This is a genomic window from Micromonospora sp. NPDC005707, assembly GCF_040631005.1.
In the GTDB taxonomy this organism is placed as follows: Bacteria; Actinomycetota; Actinomycetes; order Mycobacteriales; family Micromonosporaceae; genus Micromonospora.
In genome coordinates this window covers 218909-232865 of the sequence record NZ_JBEXYR010000005.1, presented here as the reverse complement: position 1 = coordinate 232865, position 13957 = coordinate 218909, and the positions used below count along the sequence as shown (strand labels likewise).

The 13957-nt window shown below is 74.2% G+C and carries 13 protein-coding genes and 1 riboswitch; of the genes, 7 read left to right on the top strand and 6 right to left on the bottom strand.

Features of this window, described 5'->3' with window-relative positions; translation table 11 throughout:
* Nucleotides 1-22: 22 nt before the first annotated feature.
* Complete coding sequence (locus ABZ452_RS11625; RefSeq protein WP_357941989.1) at nt 23-1282, top strand: FUSC family protein; 1260 nt, start codon at nt 23-25, stop codon at nt 1280-1282.
* Nucleotides 1283-1289: 7 nt separating this feature from the next.
* Here ABZ452_RS11625 and ABZ452_RS11620 read toward each other — a convergent pair whose 3' ends face one another.
* Nucleotides 1290-2552, bottom strand: coding sequence for an aminotransferase class V-fold PLP-dependent enzyme (locus ABZ452_RS11620; protein WP_357941495.1), 1263 nt, complete (start codon nt 2550-2552; stop codon nt 1290-1292).
* A 52-nt stretch (nt 2553-2604) separates the two neighbouring features.
* Nucleotides 2605-2725, bottom strand: a riboswitch (SAM riboswitch).
* 23 nt (nt 2726-2748) lie between these two features.
* Between ABZ452_RS11620 and ABZ452_RS11615 the strand changes: the two genes are divergently transcribed.
* On the top strand, nt 2749-4233 hold the full coding sequence (locus ABZ452_RS11615) for a PrsW family intramembrane metalloprotease (protein ID WP_357941493.1): 1485 nt from the start codon (nt 2749-2751) through the stop codon (nt 4231-4233).
* A 21-nt stretch (nt 4234-4254) separates the two neighbouring features.
* On the opposite strand, the gene ABZ452_RS11610 is transcribed toward ABZ452_RS11615, so the two are convergent.
* Both ABZ452_RS11610 and ABZ452_RS11605 read right to left on the bottom strand, forming a co-directional pair.
* The gene (locus ABZ452_RS11610) at nt 4255-4422 is read right to left on the bottom strand and encodes a hypothetical protein (protein WP_262282836.1); all 168 of its coding nucleotides are present in this window, start codon (nt 4420-4422) and stop codon (nt 4255-4257) included.
* 70 nt (nt 4423-4492) lie between these two features.
* Entirely contained in the window at nt 4493-4840 is a 348-nt protein-coding gene (locus ABZ452_RS11605; protein ID WP_357941490.1) for a co-chaperone GroES, read from the bottom strand.
* 170 nt (nt 4841-5010) lie between these two features.
* Here ABZ452_RS11605 and ABZ452_RS11600 point away from each other — a divergent pair, with 170 nt between their 5' ends.
* Nucleotides 5011-6276: an AI-2E family transporter gene (locus ABZ452_RS11600; protein ID WP_357941987.1), complete on the top strand. Its 1266-nt coding sequence runs from the start codon at nt 5011-5013 to the stop codon at nt 6274-6276.
* 52 nt (nt 6277-6328) lie between these two features.
* On the opposite strand, the gene ABZ452_RS11595 is transcribed toward ABZ452_RS11600, so the two are convergent.
* Nucleotides 6329-8467 carry an ATP-dependent DNA helicase gene (locus tag ABZ452_RS11595; protein WP_357941488.1) on the bottom strand — a complete coding sequence of 713 codons (2139 nt, stop codon included), beginning with the start codon at nt 8465-8467 and terminating at the stop codon, nt 6329-6331.
* Between the two features lie 124 nt (nt 8468-8591).
* On the opposite strand from ABZ452_RS11595, the gene ABZ452_RS11590 reads away from it, so the two are divergent.
* Nucleotides 8592-9098 carry a DUF402 domain-containing protein gene (locus ABZ452_RS11590; RefSeq protein ID WP_151463380.1) on the top strand — a complete coding sequence of 169 codons (507 nt, stop codon included), beginning with the start codon at nt 8592-8594 and terminating at the stop codon, nt 9096-9098.
* Between the two features lie 9 nt (nt 9099-9107).
* Here the strand turns inward: ABZ452_RS11590 and sigJ are convergent, their stop codons facing one another.
* Complete coding sequence (gene sigJ / locus ABZ452_RS11585; protein ID WP_357941486.1) at nt 9108-10061, bottom strand: RNA polymerase sigma factor SigJ; 954 nt, start codon at nt 10059-10061, stop codon at nt 9108-9110.
* Between the two features lie 116 nt (nt 10062-10177).
* Between sigJ and ABZ452_RS11580 the strand changes: the two genes are divergently transcribed.
* The 3 genes from ABZ452_RS11580 (at nt 10178) to ABZ452_RS11570 (ending at nt 12923) form a co-directional block, all read left to right on the top strand.
* On the top strand, nt 10178-11167 hold the full coding sequence (locus tag ABZ452_RS11580; protein ID WP_357941484.1) for a PPK2 family polyphosphate kinase: 990 nt from the start codon (nt 10178-10180) through the stop codon (nt 11165-11167).
* 120 nt (nt 11168-11287) lie between these two features.
* Nucleotides 11288-11914 carry a DUF47 family protein gene (locus tag ABZ452_RS11575; protein WP_148431186.1) on the top strand — a complete coding sequence of 209 codons (627 nt, stop codon included), beginning with the start codon at nt 11288-11290 and terminating at the stop codon, nt 11912-11914.
* Nucleotides 11915-11918: 4 nt separating this feature from the next.
* Entirely contained in the window at nt 11919-12923 is a 1005-nt protein-coding gene (locus tag ABZ452_RS11570; protein WP_357941481.1) for an inorganic phosphate transporter, read from the top strand.
* Between the two features lie 42 nt (nt 12924-12965).
* On the opposite strand, the gene ABZ452_RS11565 is transcribed toward ABZ452_RS11570, so the two are convergent.
* The gene (locus tag ABZ452_RS11565; RefSeq protein WP_357941478.1) at nt 12966-13934 is read right to left on the bottom strand and encodes a Gfo/Idh/MocA family oxidoreductase; all 969 of its coding nucleotides are present in this window, start codon (nt 13932-13934) and stop codon (nt 12966-12968) included.
* Nucleotides 13935-13957: the final 23 nt, after the last annotated feature.

Genomic DNA, 13957 nt, shown 5'->3' with positions numbered 1-13957 from the left:
ACGGGTAGTCCCGGCCATGGCCGTGGCCCGGGACCGACGACCGCCGTTCTTCCGGCGTACCGCGCTGCGCCAGGGACTGGTCGACGTCGACGGGGCCCGGATCTCCGAGGCCGTCGAGCAGCTCCGGCACCGGAGCAGGGCCACCCTGCACGACCGGCTGCACCGGGTGCGCACGGCGGGCGGCCTGGCGGTCCAGGCGGGTCTCGCGGCCGGCCTGGCCTACCTGATCTCCCATGTGGTGCTGAAGAATCCGCAGCCGGTGTTCGCGCCGATCTCGGCGGTGGGCACCCTGGCCGCCTCGGTCGGCCAGCGGTTCCGCCGCACCGTCGAGCTGATCCTCGGGGTGGCGGTCGGGGTCGGCGTCGGCGACCTGCTCATCTACTTCCTCGGCACCGGTGCCTGGCAGCTCGGCCTGGTGGTCACCGCGGCGATCCTGCTGACCGTCTTCGCCGGGGCCAGCGTCGCCATCGTGATCCAGGCGGCGGCCACCGCCGTGCTGATCGTGACGCTCAGCCCGTCGACGCAGAACCTGGAGATACCCCGCTTCGTCGACGCCTTCATCGGCGGCGGCATCGCGCTGCTGGTCACCGCGATCCTGCTGCCGCTCAACCCGCTACGCGTGATCAACCGGGCGGCCCGGCCGGCGCTGGACCTGCTCGCCGGGCAGCTGGACATCTGCGCGGAGGCGCTGCGTAGCAGGGACCGGGGCACGGCCCAGCAGGCGCTGTTCCGGCTCCGGGAGAACAAGGACGAGCTGGCCGCGCTCTCCGAGGCCATCGAGGGCGCCAAGGAGACCATCACCATCTCGCCGGCGCGCTGGCACCGGCGGGACGAGCTGACCCACTACGCCGAGGCGGCGGACCCGATCGACCGGGCCATGCGGAACAGCGGCACGCTGATCCGCCGCTCGGTCACCATGATCGAGGACGAGGAACCCGTGCCGGAGCCGATGCCCGACTCGATCGCCCACCTGGCCGAGTCGGTACGCCTGCTGCGGCACGAGTTCGCCGCCGGGGAGGAGCCGGAGAAGGCCCGGGAGCGGTCACTGCGCGCCGTCAGCGAGGCCGGCCGGGCGTACGCCGAGGGGGTGGGTTTCTCCGGCAGCGTGGTGATCGCCCAGGTGCGGACCACGGCGAGCGACCTCCTGGTCGCCTCCGGCGTCGACCAGGAGGACGCGAACCGCCTGGTCCGCGAGGCGTTCGGCGACCGCGAGCAGCGTTCGGGCGAGACCACCGAGCAGAACGGCGATGCCAAACCCCCCACGGCGCCCCCGGTCGGCTGACCTCCACTCAGGGGAGGGTCGCCAGGGCGGTCAGGAGGGTGTCGACGTCGGCGCGGGTGGTGCCCAGGCCGAGGCTGGCGCGGAGAGCGGTGGGGGGCAGGTCACCGCGGCCGCTGCGGGTCGCCGCCTCGGTCAGCAGGCGGCGGGCGAGCGGGTGGGCGCAGAACAGGCCGTCCCGGACGCCGATCCGGTGCGCGGTCGCCAGATGGGCGGCCACCTCGGCGGAGTCCCGGCCGGCGACCACGAAGCTGACGATGCCCACCCGGGGTGCGTCCGGGCCGAAGGTGCGCAGCTCCACCACGTGCGGCAGGGCGGCGATGCCCGCCCGAAGCCGGGCCAGCAGCGCCTGCTCGCGGGCGTGCAGGGCGTCCCGGTCGGCGTCGGCCAGCGCCGCGCAGACCGCCGCCAGGGCCACCGCGCCGAGCAGGTTCGGGGTGCCCGCCTCGTGCCGGGCCGGGCCGGTCGCCCACCGCACCTCGTGGGTGGCCGCCCCGACGTGGCTGGTGGCCCCGCCGCCGGCCAGGTACGGCGGTGCCGCGTCCAGCCAGTCGGAACGGCCGACCAGCACGCCGGCGCCGAACGGGGCGTACAGCTTGTGGCCGGAGAGTGCCAGGTAGTCGACGTCCAGCGCGGCCAGGTCCACGGGGGCGTGCGGGGCGAGCTGCGCGGCGTCGACCAGGATCCGGGCGCCGTGCCGGCGGGCCACCCGGGCCAGGTCGGCCACCGGCCAGCGCTCCCCGGTCACGTTGCTCGCGCCGGTCACCGCGACCAGCACCGGCAGCCCGGGCCGGGCGTCGCGGGACAGTTCACTCAGGGCGGCGTCGAGGGAGCGGACCGCACCGCCCGGGCCGTCCGGCACCGGGAGCCGGACCGAGCCGCGCGGCCAGGGGAGCAGGTTCGCGTGGTGCTCGCCCGCGAAGGTGACCACCGTGGTGCCGGCGGGCAGGGCCCGGGCCAGCAGGTTCAGCGCGTCGGTGGTGTTGCGGGTGAAGATCACGTGGTCGTCGGGGCGGGCGCCGAGAAAGTCGGCGACCGTCTCCCGGGCCCGCTCGTAGGCCAGCGTGCAGCGCCGCGACAGCGCGCCGGCGCCGCGGTGCACGCTCGCGTACCAGGGCAGCAGCTCGGCCACCGCGTCGGCCGCGGCCCGCGCGCACGGCGCGCTGGCGGCGTGGTCCAGGTTGATCTCCCCGGGTACGCCGAGCACGCCGAGCGGGTCCGGCCGGCTCGGCGTCGAGATGGTGGGCAGCGACGGTGCGAGGGTGACGGTCATGCCGGAGCCTCCCGGGTCCAGGGGGACCCCGGGTGGGTGGGCACCGGGACGGGGTCCGCGCTTGCCCAGCACGCGGTTCGGGCTGGGCCCGGTCATCACCCGGGGCACCCCACCGCGAACTCGACGAGGGTTGCCGGCCAGCAAGCCGGGGCTTGACGCTGGCACTCGTGACCTGTCCGGGAGCATAGCGGCCGCGATGCGACCGGACCAGTGGGTCCCGGGTGACTACGCTGACCGCATGGCCGTCACCCCGCCCGGCGGAGCCCTGCCGCCGCCGCCGACCGCGCCCGCCGTCCCGCCCGGGTCGCCGGCCCCCCGGATGCCGCTGCGCCGGCTCGGCTGGCGGCGGTTCCTGGCGCTGGCCGGTGTGGTGCTGCTGATCGCCGCGGGCGCGGTCTTCATGGTCTTCACGCTGGGCGAGAGCCTCGGCGCGGAGGCGCTGCTGGTCGGCGTCATCGCGGCGATCCTGCCGGTGCCGGTGCTGGTCTCCTGCTTCCTCTGGCTCGACCGCTACGAGCCGGAGCCGCTGAAGTACCTGATCTTCTGCTTCGCCTGGGGCGCGTTCGTCTCCACCGCCATCTCGCTGCTGGTCAACGAGACCGGCGCCCGGCTGTTCGACAGTTGGGGGCTGCCCTCGGCGCTGACCGCCGTGCTGGTCGCCCCGTTCATCGAGGAGCTGACCAAGGCCGCCGGCCCGCTGCTGCTGCTGATCTTCCGGCGCCGGGAGTTCTCCGGGATCACCGACGGCCTGGTCTACTGCGGGCTCTCCGCGGTCGGCTTCGCCATGGTGGAGAACATCCTCTACCTGGGCGGCTACGGCTACCGCACGGGCGTCGAGGAATACGGCCCGGCGACCGGCGCGCGCCAGGTGATCGCCATCTTCATCGTGCGGATCCTGCTCTTCGGCTTCGCCCACCCGCTGTTCACCTCGATGACCGGTGTGGGCCTGGGCGTCGCCGCGCGGACCGCCGACCGGCGGGTGCGGATCCTCGCCCCGATCGCCGGCCTGCTGCTGGCCATGATGCTGCACGGCACCTGGAACCTGCTGCCCTCGCTGGCCGCCGCCACCGGGCAGCCGCTGATCGCCCTCTACGGCTACATCGGCGTGATGGTGCCGATCTTCTTCGGCATGGTCGGGCTGGCCATCTGGCTGCGCGCCTGGGAGGGGCGGCTCACCGAGCGCACCCTGCCGGACTACGTCCGGGCCGGCTGGCTCACCCCGCCCGAGGTGGCCGCGCTGGGCAGCCTGGGCCGGCGGCACGCCGCGCGCACCTGGGCCCGGCGGGTGGCCGGGGACGGCGGGGTCAAGGCGATGCGCGGCTACCAGTTCGCCGCCACCCGGCTGGCCCTGCTGCGCGACGGGATGCGCCGGGGCCTGGACCGCAAGCCGGCCGAGCGGGACCGGACGGCGCGGGAGGAGCGGGAACTGCTGGACGCGATCGGGGCGTACCGGGCGTTCTTCGTGGGCCGGGACCCGCAGGCGCCGGTCGGGGTCTGGGACGGGCAGCGCTACCACCTGCGCTTCCCGGACGGGTCGCGGCGCGCGGTCGAGGCCCCCGACGAGCCGGTGGTGCCGATCCCGGTGGTGCTGGCCCCGCCGCCACCGCCGGCCTTCCCGCCCGGCTACGGCCCGTCCGGCTGGCACGGCCACCGGTCGGCCGCCCCCTGGCCCCCGGCCTGACCCCGCCGTGCGCGGGGTGCGTCAGGTCATCAGGCCGGTGAGGAAGTCGCCGAGGCCCTGCGCGATGGCCATGAGGGCCACCCCGATCCCCTTGAACAGCTGGGCCGCGCCGTCCGGCCGGAAGGCCATGAAGTAGATCAGGAACGCGAGGAATCCCCAGGCGAGAATCTTCTTCACGACTACCGGCATGGTCCCTCCCCAGGGCGCGGTCGTGCCTGGGGCTTCCCGCCGGGCGGCGGCGCAAACGGCGGGGCCGGGCCTACAGGTAGAGGCCGGTCGAGCCGGTCGGCTCCCGCTCCACCCGCTCGGCTGCCACGGCGTGCACGTCCCGCTCGCGGAGCAGGACGTACGCCCGGCCGTGCAGTTCGACCTCCGAGCGGTCGTCGGGGTCGAAGAGCACCCGGTCCCCGGAGACGATGGAGCGGACGTGCGGCCCGACGCCCACGGCGGTGGCCCAGGCCAGCCGCTTGCCGACCGCCGCGGTGGCCGGGATCACGATGCCGGCGGTGGAACGGCGTTCCCCCTCGCCGTTCTCGGTACGCACCAGCACGCGGTCGTGCAGCAGGCGGATCGGCAGGCCGGCGTCGAGATTCTGGTCGGCGGTCACGCGAAGACGCTACCGCGTGCCCGAGGGTCGATCCCGGTGTGGTTGGGCCGGGCGACAGGGGGGCAATGTGTGGCGGAGTCGCCCTAGGGTGGGGCGGACGGACGTATCCTGTCCACCCTGTGCCCCGGGTGGACCAGTTGCGGGAGGTGCGCTTGAGCCGCTTCGAGCGGATGCGTGGACGGCTCCGCCGCGCGTACGAGTCCGGCCGCGAGTCGGCGCGGGCCCGGCGGACCGACCCGGACGAGCGCGTGGCCTCGCCCGCCTCGCCCGGCCCGGTGGCGCCCCCGACGGCGACCGTGGTGGGCGCGGAGCCCTCCGCCCCCGTGTTCGCCTCGACGAACAGCCAGGACGACGGGGAGGTGCCGCACGCGCTGCGGCTCGCCGCGGCCTGGTGCTGGCGGCTCATCGTCATCGGCATCGTCACCTGGTCACTGCTCAAGATCGTCGGCACGATCCGCATCGTGATCATCCCGCTGGCGGTCGCGCTGCTGCTCTCCGCGCTGCTCGCCCCGGCCGTCGGCTGGCTGCTCAGGGCCCGCCTGCCCCGCTCGCTGGCCACCGGCGTGGTGCTGGTCGGCGGCCTGGCCGCGGTGATCGGCACGCTGACCCTGGTGGTGAACGAGTTCATCCAGGGCGTGCCGGAGCTGAGCGAGAAGTCGTCACAGGGCGTCCGGCAGATCCAGGACTGGCTCAAGACCGGGCCGCTGCACCTCTCCGACGGCCAGCTCAACCGCTACATCGACGAGGCGCAGAGCTGGATCAACGGCAACACCGAGAAGTTCACCAGCGGGGCGCTCAACACGGCGGCCACCCTGGCCGAGGTGCTCACCGGCACGGTCCTGGTGCTCTTCGCGACCTTCTTCTTCCTCCGGGACGGCAGCAACATCTGGCGGTTCCTGGTCCGGCTGCTGCCGGTGAACGCCCGCTGGAAGGTGGACGACGCCGGCCGGGCCTCCTGGGCGACGCTCGGCGCCTACGTCCGGGCCACCGTGCTGGTCGCCTTCATCGACGCCGTGGGCATCGGCATCTTCCTGGTCATCTTCGACATCCCGTTCGCGTTCCCGCTGGCCGCGCTGGTCTTCCTGGGCGCGTTCATCCCGATCGTCGGCGCCTTCCTGTCCGGCGTGGTGGCCGTGCTGGTGGCGCTGGTCGACAGCGGCCCGGTGACCGCGCTGATCATCCTGGGCGTGGTGATCGGCGTGCAGCAGGTCGAGGGGCACGTGCTCCAGCCGCTGATCATGGGCCGGGCGGTGGCCATCCACCCGCTCGCCGTGATCATCGGGATCGCCGCGGGGGTGGTGCTGGCCGGCATCGCGGGCGCGCTGGTCGCGGTGCCGCTGATCGCCGTGCTCAACACCGCGGTCCGCCGGCTGGCCGCGCGGACCGTGCCGGACACCCCGCCCGACGCCGTGGTGGTCGCCTCCCAGGCGCCCTGACCCGAGCGAGCCCTCGACGCCCGCGTCGCCCCTACCGGGGGAGGCGCGGGCGTCAGCTCTTTCCGAGCCGCTCCAGCGCGCCCCGGGCCACGTCGGGGCGGGTGGTGTACCAGAACGGGGGCAGCGAGCGGCGCAGGAACGGGCCGTAGCCCCGGGCGGTCTCCAACCGGGAGTCGAGCACCGCCACCACGCCCCGGTCGCCGGTGGCCCGGATCAACCGGCCGACCCCCTGGGCCAGCCGGACGGCCGCGATCGGCACGCTCACCGCCGCGAAACCGGAGCCGCCGCCGGCGTCGACGGCGGCCGCCCGGGCCGCCGCGAGCGGCTCGTCGGGCCGGGGGAAGGGCAGCCGGTCGATCACGACGAGCTGGCAGGAGTCGCCCGGCACGTCCACCCCCTGCCAGAGCGACATCACCCCGAACAGGCAGCTCTCCCGCTCCTCCCGGAACCGGCGGACCAGCAGCGGCAGCGCCTCCTCGCCCTGGAGCAGCACCGGCAGGTCGGTGCGCGCGCGGAGCAGCTCCGCCGCCTGCTGCGCGGCCCGGCGGGAGGAGAAGAGCCCGAGGGTACGCCCACCGAGCGCACCGACCAGCGCCAGCAGCTCCTCGCCGGCCGCCTCGGGCAGCCCCGAGACGCTGGGCCGGGGCAGGTGCGCGGCGACGTACAGGATGCCCTGCCGGGCGTAGTCGAAGGGCGAGCCGACGTCGAGCGACGTCCAGCCGGGCCCCTCGGTGGCCGGGACGGTGCCGGTCGCCGCGCGGCTGCCGTCGGTGCTCGCCACCGGCGGCGTGGTGCCGGCGCGGCCGGCGGCGGCCGCGGTGGCCAGCGCGGCGGCGGCCGGGGACGGCGGGGCGGGCGGCGGCGCGTCCAGCCCCAGCGCCCGGGCCACCGTGTCGAACCGGCCGCCCAGCGCCAGGGTGGCCGAGGTGGCGACCACGGTGCGTTCGTCGTAGAGGTGGGTGGCGAGGGTGCCGGCGACCGAGAGCGGCGCCACCACGAGCGCCCGGCGGCTGCCGTTCTCCGGCTTCTCCACCCAGGCCACGTCGTGGTCGGCCTCCTCCAGCAGCCGCTGCGCGGTGGTGGAGAGCTCGTCCAGCACGGACTTGGCCTGCTGCTTGCGCACCGGGTCCGGGTCGTCGGCCTTGATGTCGCCGATCGCCTCCAGCGCGGCCCGGGTGGCGGCGTCGAGCAGGGTGCACGCCTCGCGCAGCGCGGGCGGCAGGCCGGCGGTGAGCCGCCCGGCCGGCGCCTCGGCCAGCCCCACGGCGAGCGCGTCGCCGGCCTCGGTGAGGCGTTCGGCCACCTCGGGGCGGAGCAGCGGGCGGGCCCGGCGGGCGGACCGGTCGATGAGCTGGGGCTCCAGCTCGGCCTGCGCCGCCGACGACACCCGGTCGGCCAGCTCGTGCGCCTCGTCGACCACGAGGAGCTTGTGCGGCGGCACGATGTGCCGGCCGGCGAGCATGTCGACGGCGAGCAGGCTGTGGTTGGTCACCACGATGTCGGCCTCGCGGGCGCGCGCCCGGGACGCCTCGGCGAAGCACTCCTGGCCGAACGGGCAGCGGGTGGCGCCCACGCACTCCCGGGCCGGCATCGAGATGCTCCGCCACACCTGGTCGTCCACGCCCGGGTCCAGCTCGTCGCGGTCGCCGGTGGCGGTCTCCTCCGCCCAGTCGCGCAGCCGCTGCATCTGCTTGCCGAGCCGGCCCGCCTCGCCGAGCCACTTCGTGCCGCCCGTGGGGCGCGGAGTGTCGAAGAGGGTGTCCTCCGGTTCCTCCTCGACCGAGCTGTCCAGCCGGGCCAGGCAGAGGTAGTGGTGCCGCCCCTTGAGCACGGCGAAGGTCGGGCGGCGTTTGAGCACCGGCTCGACGGCGTCGGCCAGCCGGGGCAGGTCGTGGTCGACCAGCTGGGACTGCAGCGCCAGGGTGGCGGTGGAGACCACCACGGGGCCGTCCACGGTGAGCGCCGGGGCCAGGTAGGCGAGCGACTTGCCGGTGCCGGTGCCGGCCTGCACCAGCAGGTGCTCGCCCGAGGCGATGCTCCGCTCGATCGCCTCGGCCATCTGCTGCTGGCCGGGGCGGGCCGCGCCGCCGGGGACCGCGCCGACCGCGGCGGCCAGCAGCTCGCCGCCGCCGGGCCGGCCGCCCCGGCGCTTCTTGGGAACGGGGCCGGTGGCGGTGCGGGGCGCGGTCACCGTGCGACCGTACCCGCCTCGGCCGACAGGGGGTGGGTCGCTCCGCCGCGTGGCGTGGGCGGCAGGTCGCGACCGGTTACCTGCCGATCGCGTCGCGTGGCCGGAATCGGTTAGGGTGCCAGTCATGCCGAGCGACGTGGTCCGCGTGATCTACCGCAAGTACGACGGCAGCGCACACCGCGACTACCCGGCCCGCCGCCTCGCCGAGGACGATCTCGGTGTCTGGCTCGGCGTCCCGGCCGGCACCGAATCGGTCTACCACGGCCGGCCCTCCGTCGAGCGGATCCCCTTCGTCCTGCTGGTGCCCCGGCAGGGCTGGTGGACCGGCATGTTCAACCCGCCCCCGCGCACCAGCGAGGTCTACTGCGACATCGCCACCCCGGCCCGCTGGGAGGGCGAGGAGACGGTCCACCTGGTCGACCTCGACCTGGACGTGGTGCGCCGGCGGGAGACCGGCCTGGTCGAGCTGCGCGACGAGGACGAGTTCGCCGAGCACCGGGCCCGCTGGGGCTACCCCGACGACGTGGTGGCCGAGGCCGAGGCCGCGGCCCGCTGGCTGCTCGGCGCGCTCGACGACGGCACCGAGCCCTTCGCCACCTCCTACCGGAAGTGGCTGGCCCTGGTGGTCTGAGCCGGGCCTTCACAAGCGCGGCGGCCAGTCCTCGCCCTCGATGCCGCTCAGGTGTGTCACCTTCTCCGGGTTGAGCTGGTTGAACACGCCGGTGACCCGCCCCTCGTGCACAGCGAACGAGGTGACCATCCGCAGCGGCCGCCCGTCCCGGAACACCGTCTCCGCCTGCCAGCCCAGCGTGCCGTCGACCAGCACCGGCCGGGCGTGCACCGGGCCGCCCCAGCGGGCGGCCTGGCCGAAGAGGCCGAGGATGAACCGGCCGGCCAGCTCGGCGCCGACCACCGGCCGGCGGGCGGCCGGGAAGTGGCCGCCGCTGTCGCCGACCACCACCACGTCCGGTGCGAGCACCTCGACCAGCCGGTCCAGCTCCCCGGACTCGACCGCCGCCACGAACGCGGCGAGCACCTTGTGCTGCTCGGCCAGGTCGGCCGTGTGCCGGGGGACGTCCGGCGCGGTGACCGCGCGGCGGCCCCGGGAGGCGAGCTGCCGGGCCGCCGCGGGGCTCGTGCCGAGCACCTCGGCGACCGTGGCGAACGGCACGGCGAAGACGTCGTGCAGCACGAACGCGACCCGCTGCTCGGGGGTCAGCCGCTCCAGCACCACCAGCAGGGCGGTGCCGAGCTGGTCGGCCCGGACCGCCCGCTCGGCCGGGTCGGGGGCGAACCCGTCCGCGGTCGGCGCCGCGCTCACCACCGGCTCCGGCAGCCACTGACCGGGGTACGCCTCACGGCGCACCCGGGCGGACCGGAGCACGTCGAGGCAGATCCGCGAGCACGTGGTGGTGAGCCAGCCGCGCAGGTCGCGGACCTGTTCGCGGGCGGCGGGGTCGGCGAGCGCGCCCGCGTAGCGCAGCCAGGTCTCCTGGACCGCGTCCTCGGCCTCGCTCCGACTGCCCAGCATCCGCTGCGCCACCGCCAGGAGGTGCCCGCGTTCCGCCTCGAACTCCGCCGCCCGCTCCTGCACGTCGCGCTCCTCCCGCCCGGAGTTCCCATTCTCCCCGTACCCCTGGATGTGCCGCCGCCCCCGGGTGTGACATCGCTCGGGAGGCGGGGGCGGGCGGGGTGGGTGAGGATCGTGGGATGAGCGGTGTCGACGAGGTGGTGCGACCCGAGGGCGGGTCGATGTGGGAGCTGCTCCGGGCCGGCCCGGGCGCGGTGGATCTGGCGGCGATCGACCCCCGGTCGACGCCGGGGCTGCCTGCGGCGGCCGGGCGCGGCAAGGCGCGCAAGGAGTGGGCGCGCGGGCAGGTCGAGCTGCTCGGCGCGGAGCTCGGCCGGCAGCAGGAGATGCTGTACGCGTCCGCGAAGGTCGCGGCCGGCCCGGACAGCGCGACCAGCGCGCCCACCCAGGCCGGCGCCGACCTGTCCGGTGACCGCCCGCGCCGGGTGCTGCTGGTGCTCCAGGCCATGGACTGCGGTGGCAAGGACGGCACGGTCAAGCGGGTGGCCGGGGCCATGAACCCGCTCGGGCTGCACATCCGCTCGTTCGGCCCGCCCACGGAGGAGGAGCGGCGGCACGACTTCCTCTGGCGGATCCGCCGGGCCCTGCCGCCTCCCGGCTACGTGGGCGTCTTCAACCGCTCGCACTACGAGGACGTGCTCATCGCCCGGGTCGACGGCCTGGTCGACGAGGCCACCTGGCGGGGTCGCTACGACCTGATCAACGACTTCGAGCGTGAGCTGGCCGGAAACGCGGTCACCGTGGTGAAGGTCATGCTGCAGATCTCGCACGCCGAGCAGGGTGAGCGGCTGATGGAGCGGCTCACCGACCCGACGAAATACTGGAAGTACAACCCGAGCGACCTGGACACCCGGGCACGCTGGGACGAATACCAGGCCGCGTACGCCGAGGCGATCGAGCGGTGCGGCCCGGACGCCGCGCCCTGGTTCGTGGTCCCGGCGGACCGGAAGTGGTACCGCGACTGGGCGGTGGCGCACCTGCTCAGGGAGACGTTCGACAGGTTGGATCTGGGGTATCCGCCTGCCGATTTCGACCTCGCGCGGGAGCGGAACCGGCTGCGGAGCGAGGGCGGCACGGGGCAAGGTGAACGGCAGGTGAACGAGTGGTGAATCGGGCCTGACCAGGGGTGGGCCGGCGGTTGCCCGGTTCCACGGGGTACCTAGCATGCGCAGAGCAGGCGTCCTCCGGGGCGACCGCCACCCTTCCACCGACACGACGAGGTCCGTGCTGTGAAGTTTTCCTTCCGTCCCACCGAGGGCGCCTTCTACGAGCTCTTCACCAGGGCCGCGCAGAACCTGGTGAAGGGGACCGAGCTGCTCAACGAGCTGGGCCTGCCGGACGTCGAGGTCCAGTCGGTGAGCGAGCGGCTCACCGAGGTCGAGCACGACAGTGACCAGATCACCCACGAGCTCTACAAGAAGATCAACTCCACCTTCATCACCCCGTTCGACCGGGAGGACATCTACCGTCTGGGCTCGCTGCTCGACGACGTGATGGACCACCTGGAGGCGGTGGGCAACCTGCTCTACCTCTACGGCCTCACCAAGCTGCCGTCGCTGCCGCGCGAGATGCACGAGCTGGTGAACGTCCTCGACCAGCAGGCCAAGCTGACCGCCGAGGCGATGCCCCGGCTGAAGTCGATGAAGGATCTCGAGGACTACTGGATCGAGTGCAACCGCCTCGAGAACGACGGTGACCAGGCGTACCGGATGCTGCTGGTCCGCCTCTTCAGCGGTGAGTACGACGCGCTCACGGTGCTGAAGATGAAGGAGGTGGCCGACGAGCTGGAGGCCGCCTGCGACGCCTTCGAGCACGTGGCCAACACCGTCGAGACCATCGCGGTCAAGGAGTCCTGATCCCGTGACCCCCGAACTCATCGCCGTGCTGGCGGTGATCGTGGTCGCCATGGCGTTCGACTACACGAACGGCTTCCATGACGCGGCGAACGCGATCGCCACCAGCGTGTCCACCCGGGCGCTGACCCCCCGGGTCGCCCTCGCGCTGGCCGCAGTCGGCAACTTCGTCGGCGCGCACTTCGGCGCCGGGGTGGCCAAGACGGTCGGCGACGGCCTGGTGACCCTGCCGCCCGGGGTGGCCAGCCTCGGGGTGGTCTTCGCCGGCGTGCTCGGCGCGATCGCCTGGAACCTGATCACCTGGTACTTCGGCCTGCCGTCGTCCTCCTCGCACGCCCTCTTCGGCGGCCTGGTCGGCGCCACCCTCTTCGCCTCCGACGGCGTCGTGCAGTGGGGCAACATCCTCGAGAAGGTCATCATCCCGATGGTGCTCTCGCCGGTGGTCGGCCTGGTGCTCGGTTTCCTGCTGATGCTGGCGATCCTGTGGCTGTTCCGGAAGGGGCAGCCCGGCAAGCTCAACCGGGGCTTCCGCTGGGCGCAGACCCTCTCGGCCGCCGCCATGTCGGTCGGCCACGGCATGCAGGACGCCGCGAAGACCATGGGCATCATCGTGCTGGCCCTCTACACCGGCGGTTTCCAGGAATCCAAGACGCACATCCCACAGTGGGTGTTCTGGACCTCGGCGGCCATGCTGGCGGCCGGCACCTACGCGGGCGGCTGGCGGATCATCCGGACCCTGGGCCGGAAGATCATCGACCTGGGCCCGCCGGAAGGCTTCGCGGCCGAGACCGTGGCCAGCGCCGTGCTCTACTTCAACGCCCTGGTGCTCAAGGCCCCGATCTCCACCACCCACACGATCACCTCGGCGATCATGGGTGTCGGCGCGACCAAGCGGCTCTCGGCGGTCCGCTGGAACGTGGCCGGCAACATCGTCATCGCCTGGATCATCACGTTCCCGGCCGCCGCGGCCATCGCCTGCCTGGCGTACCTGCTGGTCCGCCCGCTGTTCTGAGCGACCGGCGTCGAGGGGTTCCCCGCTGTGGCGGGGGACCCCTCACGTGTAGGAGACGCCGATCCGGGCCTTGATGTCGTCCAGCAGGCCCATCACCTCCAGGGTGGCGGCGTGCGGCACCAGGGGGCTCTCGATGAGCCCAGCCGCCAGGCAGCGCTGCACCTCGACGGCCTCGTGCTGGTAGCCGCCGCCGGTCAGGTCAGCCGGGATGGTCTCCGGCTCGGCGCCGAGCCGGTGCAGCACCGCGGCGCCGGGCCGGTAGAACGGCTCCGGCAGGTCGATCCGCCCGGTCGTGCCGGTGATCGCGGCGGTGATCGCGGTGGCCCCGACCATCCCGCAGCTCAGCGTCGCCACCGCCCCCGAGTCCCAGCCCAGGACGATGCCCGTGTTCTCGTCCACGTCCTCCGGGCTCAGCTTCGCCCAGGCGTGCACCTGCTGCGGCACGCCGAGCACCAGGTGGGCCAGGCTCAGCGGGTAGACGCCCAGGTCGAGCAGGGCGCCGCCGCCCAGCGTGCGAGCCCGCATCCGGTGCTCCGGCGGGAACGGGCCGGCCGCGCCGAAGTCCGCCCGGACGTGGGTCACCGCACCGATCGCGCCGTCCCTGATCAGCTCCAGCACCCGCTGGATCAGCGGGTTGGTGCGCATCCACATGGCCTCCATGAGGAAGAGACCCCGGGCGCGGGCCGTCTCGACCAGCTCGGTGGTGGTGGCCAGGTCGAGCGTGCAGGGCTTCTCCACCAGCACGGCCTTGTCGCCGGCCAGGCAGGTGAGGGCCGCCTCGTGGTGGGCGGCGTGCGGGGTGGCGACGTAGACGACGTCCACGTCCGGGTCCGCGGCCAGTTCCGCCCAGGAGGCGTACGCCCGGGGGATGTCGTGGCGCCGGGCGAACAGCTCGGCGCTCTCCCGGGTACGCGAGCCCACCGCCACCAGCTCGGCCCCCGGCGCCAGCCGCAGGTCCTCGGCGAAGCGGGCGGCGATGTTTCCGGTGGCCAGGATTCCCCAACGCGTCATGCCGGCACGTTATCCCGCGCCGT